At 54.5% G+C, this 11782-nt stretch carries 10 protein-coding genes and 2 pseudogenes; 8 read left to right on the forward strand and 4 right to left on the reverse strand.

Features of this window, described 5'->3' with window-relative positions; all coding sequences use genetic code 11:
* Position 1 precedes the first annotated feature (1 nt).
* The 5 genes from ACKQAD_RS02055 (at position 2) to ACKQAD_RS02075 (ending at position 4906) form a co-directional block, all read left to right on the forward strand.
* Entirely contained in the window at positions 2-1093 is a 1092-nt protein-coding gene (locus ACKQAD_RS02055; protein WP_409158604.1) for an ABC transporter ATP-binding protein, read from the forward strand.
* Positions 1094-1116: 23 nt separating this feature from the next.
* The gene (locus ACKQAD_RS02060; RefSeq protein WP_409158605.1) at positions 1117-2115 is read left to right on the forward strand and encodes a carbohydrate ABC transporter permease; all 999 of its coding nucleotides are present in this window, start codon (positions 1117-1119) and stop codon (positions 2113-2115) included.
* An 8-nt stretch (positions 2116-2123) separates the two neighbouring features.
* A complete protein-coding gene (locus tag ACKQAD_RS02065) occupies positions 2124-3176 on the forward strand; it encodes a carbohydrate ABC transporter permease (RefSeq protein ID WP_409158606.1) in 1053 nt (350 codons plus the stop codon).
* Positions 3176-4216, forward strand: coding sequence for a LacI family DNA-binding transcriptional regulator (locus ACKQAD_RS02070; protein ID WP_409158607.1), 1041 nt, complete (start codon positions 3176-3178; stop codon positions 4214-4216). The genes ACKQAD_RS02065 and ACKQAD_RS02070 overlap by 1 nt, the downstream gene beginning before the upstream one ends.
* A 75-nt stretch (positions 4217-4291) precedes the next feature.
* Positions 4292-4906 (forward strand): hypothetical protein, encoded by a 615-nt coding sequence (locus tag ACKQAD_RS02075; RefSeq protein ID WP_409158608.1) that lies wholly within the window; start codon positions 4292-4294, stop codon positions 4904-4906.
* 96 nt (positions 4907-5002) lie between these two features.
* Here the strand turns inward: ACKQAD_RS02075 and ACKQAD_RS02080 are convergent.
* From ACKQAD_RS02080 to ACKQAD_RS02090, 3 genes and pseudogenes are all read right to left on the reverse strand, one after another.
* Positions 5003-5151, reverse strand: a pseudogene (locus ACKQAD_RS02080) (GNAT family N-acetyltransferase); the annotation flags it as partial.
* 67 nt (positions 5152-5218) lie between these two features.
* Positions 5219-5472 (reverse strand): annotated as a pseudogene (locus tag ACKQAD_RS02085) (LacI family DNA-binding transcriptional regulator); the annotation flags it as partial.
* 265 nt (positions 5473-5737) lie between these two features.
* On the reverse strand, positions 5738-6787 hold the full coding sequence (locus ACKQAD_RS02090) for an NAD(P)-dependent alcohol dehydrogenase (RefSeq protein ID WP_409158609.1): 1050 nt from the start codon (positions 6785-6787) through the stop codon (positions 5738-5740).
* Positions 6788-6899: 112 nt separating this feature from the next.
* Here ACKQAD_RS02090 and ACKQAD_RS02095 point away from each other — a divergent pair, with 112 nt between their 5' ends.
* Entirely contained in the window at positions 6900-7286 is a 387-nt protein-coding gene (locus ACKQAD_RS02095) for a winged helix-turn-helix transcriptional regulator (RefSeq protein ID WP_409158610.1), read from the forward strand.
* A 194-nt stretch (positions 7287-7480) separates the two neighbouring features.
* Here ACKQAD_RS02095 and ACKQAD_RS02100 read toward each other — a convergent pair whose 3' ends face one another.
* Positions 7481-8038: a single-stranded DNA-binding protein gene (locus ACKQAD_RS02100; RefSeq protein WP_409158611.1), complete on the reverse strand. Its 558-nt coding sequence runs from the start codon at positions 8036-8038 to the stop codon at positions 7481-7483.
* Between the two features lie 331 nt (positions 8039-8369).
* Between ACKQAD_RS02100 and uvrA the strand changes: the two genes are divergently transcribed.
* Together uvrA and ACKQAD_RS02110 are read left to right on the forward strand one after the other, a co-directional pair.
* On the forward strand, positions 8370-11204 hold the full coding sequence (gene uvrA, locus ACKQAD_RS02105; protein WP_409158612.1) for an excinuclease ABC subunit UvrA: 2835 nt from the start codon (positions 8370-8372) through the stop codon (positions 11202-11204).
* 15 nt (positions 11205-11219) lie between these two features.
* Positions 11220-11639 carry a secondary thiamine-phosphate synthase enzyme YjbQ gene (locus ACKQAD_RS02110; protein ID WP_409158613.1) on the forward strand — a complete coding sequence of 140 codons (420 nt, stop codon included), beginning with the start codon at positions 11220-11222 and terminating at the stop codon, positions 11637-11639.
* Positions 11640-11782: the final 143 nt, after the last annotated feature.

Raw genomic sequence — 11782 nt, forward strand, 5'->3', positions numbered from 1 at the left:
AATGGCGAGTCTGGAACTAAAAAACGTCTACAAAAGTTATGGTGCGGTGAACATCATCAAAGGCGTGGACCTCACGATCCATGACGGCGAGTTCATGGTCTTTGTTGGCCCGTCGGGCTGTGGGAAATCCACGCTGCTGCGCATGCTTGCCGGGCTGGAGGAGATCAGTCAGGGCGAGCTGTGGATCGACAGGCGTAGGGTGAACGATCTCACGCCAGCGGAGCGTAAAATTGCGATGGTGTTCCAGTCCTATGCGCTCTATCCGCATCTTTCGGTGCGTAAGAATCTCGCGTTTGGGTTGGAGAATTTGTATTTCCCCAAGGCGGAAATCAACAGCCGTATTGATGAAGCGGCCCGTATGCTGGGGCTGGAACCTTATCTGAATCGCAAACCGCGCGCGCTGTCGGGTGGGCAGCAGCAGCGTGTTGCGATTGGTCGCGCTATCGTGCGTGAACCCGAGCTGTTCCTGTTTGATGAACCCCTCTCCAATCTGGATGCCAAGCTGCGCGTGCAGACGCGCGGCGAGCTGTCCCGCCTGCACCAGAAACTACGCACCACTATGATTTACGTCACTCACGATCAGGTGGAAGCAATGACCATGGCGCAGCGCATTGTGGTGTTGAACGCGGGGCGTATCGAGCAGGTTGGCACGCCACTGGAACTGTTCAATCGACCGAAAAATAAATTTGTCGCGGGCTTCATCGGTTCACCGCGCATGAATATGTTCCCAGCGCAGATCGTCGCGACCCGCGCGGACGGCGTCGAAGTGCAATGTCCATCTGGTAACCGTCTGGTGCTGCCGTTTATCGGTACCGTCGGGCAAGCGGTGACGCTCGGCATTCGCCCTTCACATTGTGAACTGGTGGGGGAAGGCGAGGGGATCGCGCTGTGCGTCGATCGCTGCGAAATGATGGGGCATGAAACCTTTATCTACGGGCGAATGGGCGGTATTGACGATGAGATGATCGTCCATCTGGCGCAGCACCGCGAGTTCGCCGCAGGTGAATCGGTGTTCGTCCGCTTTCCGCCAACGTACTGCCATCTGTTCGATGGCAAAACGGATGACACATTGCCGCGCTGTACCGAGCACTAACTATCGCGACGGGAGAGGACGACATGAAAAAGATTGCCTTACTGCCCGCAGGATCGCTGATCGATAAGCTGGTGACGCCAGTGGAAAAAGCGGTGAATCTGCTACAAAAACTCGGTGGCCGCAAAGTGATGCCGTGGTTTTTTATCGCGCCGAATATGCTGCTGTTCGCCGTTTTTGTCTTTATTCCGATTCTGCTGGCGGTGTGCTATGCCTTTGCCGGCGGCACCAATATTCTGCTGTGGGAACGCCCCTACGTCGGCGTAGATAACTTTTCCACGCTGCTGAGCTGTGGCAACTACGCCGAGCCATCCAGCTGTGAGCAGGATCTGTTCTGGACCGGCGTCTACAACACGGTGTCGTTCACCTTTTTCAACGTGCTTTGTACGCTGCTGGTGGCGCTGGTGACGGCACTGATCCTCAACCGCAAGATTATCGCCCGTGGCTTTTTCCGCGCCATGTTCTTCTATCCGGTACTGTTGTCGCCGGTGGTCGTTGGTCTGATCTGGCAGTGGTTCCTGAACTGCAACGGCCTGCTGAATCTGGTGCTGTCGTCGCTGGGCGGGCAGCCGATTACCTTCCTGCTCGATCCGACGTTTTCGCGCTTCTGGGTGGTGTTTGTCTCTGTCTGGTTTCACGTCGGGTTTTATACCCTGATCCTGCTGGCTGGGTTGCAGGCCATTCCGCGTGATATTTACGAGGCGGCGGCGGTGGACGGCACCTCGCGCTGGCGGGGCTTTTATCGCCTGACGTTGCCGCTGCTGGCACCGAATATTCTGGTGGTGGTGATTCTGCTGACTATCAACAGCGTGCAGATCTTTGATGAAGCCTGGGTGCTGACCAACGGCGGCGGCCCCGGCACGGCCAACAGCTTTATCGTGCAGTACATCTACCAGACCGCCTTTTCATCGAATGCCTCGCTTTACGGGCTGGCTTCGGCAGCGTCGGTATTGATGGGCGTGGTGCTGATGATTCTGACGGCATTGCAGTTCCTGCTGACGCGTCGGCTGGAAGGGAAAAAATAACGGGAGCCATGATGAAAATAATCGCATTTCTCACCCGCACCCGTCATCCGGGACGCATCCATATTACGGATATCATGAGCTGGGTCTGGCTGGTGGTGGGGACGCTGCTGGTGATGACTCCGGTGATGTGGGCGGCGATGTCGTCGTTCAAAACGCCTGCGGAGATCAATCGCTTTCCACCGAGTTTTCTGCCGCAGGCGGCGGATACCATCACGCTGCCGGAGTACCCGAAGCCGCTGGAGCTGTGGCAGGTTAAGCAGGAAGACGGCGAAGCGAAAACGATGGCGCTGGTGCGTCGCATTGGGTTGATTGCGCAGTTGGTGAACCCGGATGCGCCGAGCGAGGTGGTGCGTGTGTCGACCAAAGATCTGGTGCCAATGAAGGCGTTGCATCTGGAGACGGAGAATTACACGACGCCAATAACGAAGTTTCACTTTGCCACCTACCTGAAGAACACCGTGTTCGTGACGGTGATGGCGACGCTTTTAACCCTGTTGCTCAGTTCGATGGCGGCGTTTGCGCTGTCGAAATACGAGTTTCGTGGGCGCGCCACAGTGCTGACGCTGTTTCTCTCCACCATGATGATTCCGTTGTCGGTGGTGATGGTGCCGACATTCTTGGTGGTGATTGGCCTGAACATGGGCGACAACCTGTGGGGGGTGATTATTCCCACAGTGGCGACGCCGACCGGTGTGTTCCTACTGCGGCAATATATGCTGACTATTCCTGATGAGTTGATCGAGGCGGCGCGCATTGATGCCGCCAGCGAGTTTCGGATTTACTGGAAGATCATCCTGCCATTAACCGCGCCCGCGCTGGCGGTGTTGGCGATCTTCTCGGTGATCTGGCGCTGGAATGATTTCCTCTGGCCGCTGATCGTCCTCTCCAGTCAGGATAATTTTACGCTGCAAATCGGCCTGAATGCGTTTCAGGGGCAGTTCTCGGTGCAGTGGCACTATATACTGGCGATGACGATGCTCTCGCTTCTGCCGGTGACGGCGGTGTTCGTCTTCCTGCAAAAATACATCACGACGGGGATTGCCAACACGGGGATGAAATAATGGCGACACTCAAGGATATTGCTGACCGCGCGGGAGTTTCCATCAGCACGGTTTCCCGTGCGCTGAATGGGACGGCGCCGATCAGCGCCAAGGTCAGGCAGCACATCATGGCGATTGCGACCGAGCAGGGCTATCCGCTGCACAAGGTGGCTAAGGCGACTGTGGCGCAAACGGAACCGTTGCGCCACATCCTGCTGGCGACGCCGCGCAACCTGATGCTGGAAAGTGAGTACAATCTGGTGTCGCTAACGCTGATTAACGCCTTGAAAACGCTCTGTCTGCAACGCAATATCCAGTTGCGCCCGTTTCTGGGAGAGCACGATACCATTAACGAACAGCAACTGTTGCGTGAGCTTCAAGGGGGAAAAGAGAGCGGCATTCTGATTGTGAATGACGACCACCCAACGCTGCTGAACGCCGTCGCGGAAAGCGGTATTCCGGCGGTGCTGATCAACGGGGAAGATCCCTCGATGCGCCTGAGCAGCGTCACGCCCGCCAACCACTATGCGGCGGCAGCGGCGGTGCGCTACCTGATCGACCAAGGACATACGCGGATCCTGCATCTGACCTGGACATCGCGCATGACGATCAAACAGCGGGAACGCGGCTATCGGGATGCGCTGATGCAGGCAGGTATCGCCGTGGATGAGGAACTCATCCTCTCGCTACCGGATTTCCACCCGCGTACGGCACGTGATGCGCTGCTGCGCTGGCTGACGGCGAACCCCGACAGACTGGGGGTGACCGCCATTTTCTGCGCGGCGGATAATCAGGCCATCGGCGTGATCGACGCGCTGTATCAGCACGGACTACGGGTGCCGGAGGATATGTCCGTGATGGGAATGGACGACATCCTGCCGTTCGACATGCTGCCGGTTTCGCTCACCACGGTGCATCTGCCGTTTGAGACGATTGCCCGCGCCGCGCTACAGTTATTGGCACAACAGATGACGCCTTCACTGGCGCTCGGTATTGCTCAGCGCACCGAACTGGCCGGACAGGTGGTGATTAGAGAATCGGTGCGGCGGGTGGGGTTGTGAAGTTCAACGTAGCGGGTTCACTCGTGTTGTGCTCAAATCCCTTACGGTGATGACTTTGTGTCTAAGGAGGGAGTGATGGATATTGAACAGAGAAACACTGGCGAGCATCAAACGGTTATCAATAATGAATCCGGCGTTATTAACGTCAATAATCACCACGGGCAATACACCAATCTGGCGGGTGAAAACACGGCTCGCATTTATAAGGAAATATCGCATTCTGAGCAGAGTAAGTTCATTGTCAGCTTTGTGGCCGTATGTTTATTGCCGGGATTGAGCCTTGTCGCGGATCTTATGCAGATTCATCCTGCAATCAACTTGCCGCTGTGGGCATATGTTGCCGCATTCGGGGTGATATTTGGTGTGGTGCTGGTGGGATATTATGACAATCTCCGCATTTTGGTCTCTGGAGCGCCGGATGAAAACGAATGTAAGCAGCTTTATGACGATAAGTTATTGATACTAAACGAGAATGGCTACATCATCTACACCCACTCGACGAACTGTATTTACCCAGACTGCTGTGGAAACATTGTGATTTCAACTCCCCCTGAACGATATAACGGAGACTACTCCTTTTTCGCTAAATGTAGTCTTGCTGGCAGGCAGCACTCTTACGGCATCGACTATAACTTCAAAGCGTACCCGATAAAGGTGGACTGGCGGCCAATACCCAAGTCGAATCAATAGGGCTTTGGTCGTTGCTTGGCGCGGCTGAGATGACAATCTGCCGCCACACACGGCGCGTGCGCTGCACGCCGTACTTTACTGTCGAATATTTGATAGTTAAAGCGGCATTCTATATTCAATCAGCCCGGTTTTTTCGTGACCCCATCATAAAGACGCTGGGCTGTTTTATTGGTTTCCTGCGTATGCCAATACAGACGATCGCAGTTTTCTTCTTGTGCCTTTTCTCTCGCATAGTCGATGAGTTTCATCAACATCATCCCATGAGTAAACATTGGGGGCCGATGCAGTGGGGACACGCGACGAGTCCGGATTAAGAACGCTATTCCAGCCTTTTTCTCGAGCGGTTTGTTCTATCGGCAATAAAATTTCGACGGAGAGGAGAAAGGTGTCGTTGCGGTATCTCTCGCCAGGATCGCAATCGTCGCCGCGCTGTTGTGCTGAGTGCGTATTTTCCGTGCGGAATGGTCGGGGATGTAATTAAGTGTTTGCACCGCCTGCATAACGCGTTGTCTGGTTTCGGGGCGAACGCTTTCGCGATGGTTGATGATACGTGAAACCGTCATCATTGATACACCTGCTAACTGGGAAACATCCTTCAGGGATAACCACAGAAAGAGCAGGTCCCCAGAAATGTGGCAGGTTAGTGTCGAAGCCAGAACGGCGAACAGCACGTTTCTTATTATCATGTTTCTTACGGTTTGTTTTCGTTGTCGTTATAAAAAATGCCAACAAAAATCATGATGACGTGTTGATTATCGACGACTCAACCTATTTCGAATAAGGCTGGTGAAGGTGTTTGATTCACCAGCCACACGCAGACAGTCGTCTTGGTTACCAGCGAGTAGACTGCATATCTATCACAAAGCGGTACTTAACATCACCGTTGAGCATTCGGGCAAAGGCATTCTCGATATCCTCGCCACAGATCATTTCAATATCGGCGGTGATATTGTGCTCGCCGCAGAAATCCAGCATCTCCTGAGTTTCCTGAATGCTGCCAATTGATGAACCGCTGATACTTAAACGTCGAAAGACCATTGGCGTTATATTCGGCGAATCGTGTGGTTGGTCTGGAATACCTACCAGTACCAGACGACCATTGGTTTTCAGCGTTGCCAGATAAGGATCCAGATTGTGCGGTGCCGCTACGCAGTCAATGATAATATCCAGCGAGATCTGGCAGGCGGCCATTTGCGCGGCATCGCCCGAAACTACCACCTGTTTTGCCCCCAAACGACGGGCATCTTCGCCCTTCTGTGGCGACGTGGTAAACAGCGTAACGTCCGCCCCCATCGCACTGGCTAGCTTCACCGCCATATGCCCTAATCCGCCCAACCCCACAACACCAACACGATCGCCTGCTTTGACGTTGAAGTGGCGTAGCGGTGACCATACTGTTACGCCCGCACACAGCAGCGGTGCGACGCCCGCGAGTGGCAGGTTTGGCGGTACAGAAACCACAAAATGTTGATCGACAATCACGCTCTGCGCATAGCCGCCCCAGGTACTGCCGCCGGTATATTTATCAAGGCCATTGTAGGTCGCCGTAAACCCCGCTTCGCAGTATTGTTCTTCGTGTTGCTGACAGAAATGACACTCACGGCAGGAGTCAACCATCACACCCACACCGACAATATCACCCGGTTTAAAATGGGTGACCTCGTCTCCAGCTTCTACGACACGCCCGACTATTTCGTGCCCTGGCACCAGTGGATATCGGCTGACCGCCCATTCGTTACGTGCCATGTGTAGATCGGAGTGGCACACGCCGCAGTAGAGGATCTCTATTTTGACATCTTGTTTTTGCAGCGGGCGTAGCGAGACCTGACCAGATGTTAACGGTTTTGCCGCGTCATATGCGACTAATGCATTGATTTTCATCGTGCCTCAGAAATGAACTGGTTTTAGTTAATCCAAGGCAGCAGACTATAGTTAACATGGTTCAATATTGATAGTAGTCACCATTTGGTGACCATAAACGGAGGACGAATGAATGCCAGCCTGGATTGACGGTAAACTCTTTTTTTATGCGGACTCACCGCCGCGCCGCCTGATGGATCTTTTTTCTGTTAAATGGAGCACGATGGTGCTGCACGCGCTCTATCACTGGCCGGATGAACGCGCACGGACTGGCGAATTACAGCGTAGCTTGCAGGGTATTTCCAAGAAAATGCTGTTTCAGACGCTGAAAGAGCTGGAGCTGCGTGGGTTGATTGTTCGACATGTGTATGACGTGATCCCACCCAAGGTGGATTATCGTCTGACACCACTTGGCAGAACCTTTGCCGAACCTATTGAGCTGATGTACCAGTGGGGGCTGGAAAATCAGTCCGCACTGGATGAAATGGAAGCCTGTTACCGGACGATGACCGACAATTAACGGTTTCATAAGGTCAGTGTTTAGGAGTGTATTGACGCTGGTTGAACTTCAAGGGGGTGGGGTTCGTGACAAGGATGTTGGCATGTCATCAAACGACGCCGTTCAAAAATCGATATCAATGCGGCAGAGCATAAAAAAACCCCGCCGGAGCAGGGTTTATAATTTTTAGTTAAGAATGCTAAAAAGAGTACGCTTTAGAACGGAATGTCGTCGTCGAAATCCATTGGTGGTTCGTTGCTTTGTGCAGGCGCGCTATTTTGCGCTGGGCGCTGCTGAGCTTGTCCGCCGCCGCTGAACGGGGTGCCGCCCTGCGGTTGCTGAGGTTGTCCCCAACCGCCTTGCTGTTGACCGCCACCGGCGTTACCGCCACCGGCGTTACCGCCTGCCGCCGCGCCGCCGCCTTGGCGTCCACCTAACATCTGCATGGTGCCACCGACGTTGACCACCACTTCGGTGGTGTAGCGCTCTACGCCAGCCTGATCGGCCCATTTACGGGTTTGCAGTGCGCCTTCGATGTAAACCTGAGAGCCTTTGCGCAGGTATTCACCTGCGACTTCCGCCAGCTTGCCAAACAGCACGACACGGTGCCATTCGGTTTTCTCTTTCTGCTCACCGGTTTGCTTGTCACGCCAGCTTTCCGATGTCGCCAGCGTGATGTTGGCCACTGCACCACCATTCGGCATATAGCGGACTTCCGGGTCTTGTCCCAGATTCCCGACAAGAATCACTTTATTAACGCCTCTGCTGGCCATGCTCGTCTCTCCTGCTGATGGATCGGTAGATTTACTTTCTAAGTCTAAACGATCAATCTTACCATGTGGAAAACTCTCTGTCATACCTGCGAAATAGCTTCAGAAATGAAAGTCAGATTTGCAGCGCTTGCAAGATAAACGAATTGGACACTGTATATTCATTCAGTTCTTTTTATGGCAAGCTATCCCTGCTTGCCACCCTATCGGGCCGTCGCAAGCGACGTTAAAAAACGCGTCCGGCGTTTTTTTTATGCCATAATTGCCTGTTTCGTACCGGTTCTCTCCGTTCGAGAGGCGATGACAAACCGTTTTTATTCCGGGAAGTGTGTGAATGGATAAGATCGAAGTTCGTGGTGCTCGTACCCATAATCTCAAGAATATCAATCTGATAATCCCTCGTGACAAGTTGATCGTAATCACTGGCTTGTCGGGTTCGGGTAAGTCATCGCTGGCGTTTGACACGCTGTATGCCGAAGGGCAGCGTCGCTATGTGGAATCCCTCTCCGCTTACGCCCGTCAGTTTTTGTCGCTGATGGAAAAACCGGATGTCGATCATATCGAAGGGCTGTCGCCCGCCATCTCTATCGAACAGAAATCCACCTCGCATAACCCGCGATCCACGGTCGGGACGATTACCGAAATTCATGACTACCTGCGCTTGCTGTTTGCACGTGTGGGTGAGCCGCGCTGTCCTGAGCATGATGTGCCGCTGGATGCGCAGACGGTCAGTCAGATGGTGGACAACGTGCTGGCGCAGCCGGAAGGCAAACGCCTGATGCTGCTGGCGCCAATCGTGAAAGATCGCAAAGGCGAGCACAGCAAAACGCTGGAAAACCTGGCTTCACAAGGCTATATCCGTGCCCGTATCGACGGCGACGTGTGCGATCTATCCGATCCGCCAAAGCTGGAATTACAGAAAAAGCACACCATTGAAGTCGTCGTTGACCGATTTAAAGTACGTGATGATTTGGCGCAGCGGCTGGCGGAGTCGTTTGAAACCGCGCTGGATCTCTCTGGTGGTAGCGTGGTGGTGGCCGATATGGATGACCCGACCCAGCCTGAATTGCTGTTCTCGGCGAACTTTGCCTGCCCGGTGTGCGGCTACAGCATGCACGAGCTGGAACCGCGCATGTTCTCGTTCAACAACCCAGCGGGGGCGTGCCCAAGCTGTGATGGTCTGGGCGTGCAGCAGTTCTTCGATCCGGCTCGCGTGGTGCAAAACGCGGAACTGTCGCTGGCAGGCGGCGCGATTCGCGGTTGGGATCGCCGTAACTTCTACTATTTCCAGATGCTGCGCTCTCTGGCGGAGCATTACAAATTTGACGTCGATGCCCCGTTTGAAAGTCTGAGCGCCGCGGTACAGAAAGTGATCCTGTATGGCTCCGGTAAAGAGAACGTCGAATTCAAATATATCAACGATCGCGGCGACACCTCGGTACGCCGTCATCCGTTCGAAGGCGTGCTGCATAACATGGATCGCCGTTATAAAGAGACGGAATCCACGGCGGTGCGTGAAGAGCTGGCGAAGTTCATCAGCAACCGCTCTTGCGCCAGCTGTGGCGGGACGCGCCTGCGTGAAGAAGCACGTAACGTGTTCGTTGAACAGACGACGTTGCCGCAGATTTCTGATATGAGCATCGGCCATGCGATGACGTTCTTCCAGAATATGAAGCTCAGCGGGCAGCGCGCCCAAATCGCCGAAAAAGTGCTGAAAGAGATTGGCGATCGACTGAAGTTTCTGGTGAATGTCGGGCTGAACTATTTGTCGCTCTCCCGCTCGGCGGAAACGTTGTCCGGCGGTGAGGCGCAGCGTATTCGTCTGGCAAGCCAGATTGGTGCCGGGCTAGTTGGCGTGATGTACGTGCTGGATGAACCGTCCATCGGTTTGCACCAGCGGGACAACGAACGTCTGCTGGAAACGCTGATTCATCTGCGTAATCTGGGCAATACCGTCATTGTGGTGGAGCATGATGAAGATGCGATTCGCGCCGCTGACCATGTGATTGATATCGGTCCCGGCGCAGGCGTGCACGGTGGTCAGATTGTTGCAGAAGGCACGATGGAAGAGATCATGGCGGTGCCGGATTCGTTGACGGGGCAGTTCCTCAGCGGCAAACGCAAGATCGAAATCCCGAAACAGCGCGTGCCTGCGGATCCGACCAAAGTGTTGAAACTGATCGGCGCGAAAGGCAACAACCTGAAAGATGTCACGTTGACGCTGCCGGTGGGGCTGTTTACCTGCATCACCGGCGTGTCGGGCTCGGGCAAATCGACTCTGATCAACGATACCTTGTTCCCACTGGCGCAGCGTCAGTTGAACGGTGCAACGCTGGCGGAGCCCGCCGCTCACCGCGAGATTCAGGGGCTGGAGCATTTCGATAAGGTGATCGATATCGATCAAAGCCCGATTGGCCGCACACCGCGTTCTAATCCGGCAACCTACACCGGTATTTTCACGCCGATTCGTGAGCTGTTTGCTGGCGTGCCGGAAGCGCGTACCCGCGGCTACAACCCCGGTCGTTTCAGCTTTAATGTGCGCGGTGGACGTTGTGAAGCCTGTCAGGGCGACGGTGTGATTAAGGTGGAAATGCACTTCCTGCCGGATGTCTATGTGCCGTGTGACCAGTGCAAAGGCAAACGCTACAACCGCGAAACGCTGGAAATTCAATACAAAGGCAAAGGCATTCATGAAGTGCTGGATATGACTATCGAAGAAGCGCGAGAGTTCTTTGATGCCATTCCGGCGCTGGCGCGGAAACTGCAAACGCTGATCGACGTTGGTCTGTCCTACATTCGTCTTGGGCAGTCGGCCACCACGCTGTCCGGCGGGGAAGCGCAGCGTGTAAAACTATCTCGCGAGCTGTCAAAACGCGGAACCGGACAGACGCTGTATATCCTCGACGAACCCACAACTGGCCTGCACTTTGCCGATATTCAGCAGCTTTTGGCTGTGCTGCATCAGTTGCGCGATCAGGGTAATACCATCGTGGTGATTGAACACAATCTGGATGTGATTAAAACGGCGGACTGGATTGTCGATTTGGGGCCGGAAGGCGGCAGCGGCGGCGGAGAAATTCTGGTTTCCGGCACGCCGGAAACGGTGGCAGAGTGCGAACAGTCCCATACCGCACGCTTCCTGCGACCGATTCTGGCCCGCGAAGCCTAATGAGGGAAGACGGCGATGTGGACACAGTATGAAATCCGTCTGAAGCCGAAAGCCAGAGGCTTTCATCTGGTGACTGACGAGATACTGGCGCAGGTCACCGCGCTGCACCAGATAAACGTCGGGCTGATGCACGTGTTCATCAAGCACACCTCGGCGGCGCTGACGATTAACGAGAATGCTGACCCCACGGTGCGGCAGGATTTCGAGAGCTTCTTTAATCGCTTAGTGCCGGAGGATGAACCGTACTACCGCCATACGTATGAAGGGAGCGACGACATGCCGGCGCACCTGAAAGGTAGCCTGCTGGGAAACAGTCTGACAATCCCCGTAACTAATGGGCGCCTGAACATTGGCACCTGGCAGGGCATCTACTTGTGCGAGCACCGCAACCACGGCGGCAGCCGCTCACTGGTTGTCACCCTCAACGGGGAATAAATAGCCCAGCGAAATGCGTCGTGCCTGCGACGCATCCCCGATAAGTACCAAACTGCCTGTGCGGCAGTGAGCCTCTGACCGTATACGCACGGCTTTGTTGAATAAATCAGGTTTGGGGTAAACATCCTTGCAACGAGTTGTTG

Origin of the sequence: Pectobacterium artocarpous (genome assembly GCF_046159765.1) — a bacterium.
In the GTDB taxonomy this organism is placed as follows: domain Bacteria; phylum Pseudomonadota; class Gammaproteobacteria; order Enterobacterales; family Enterobacteriaceae; genus Pectobacterium.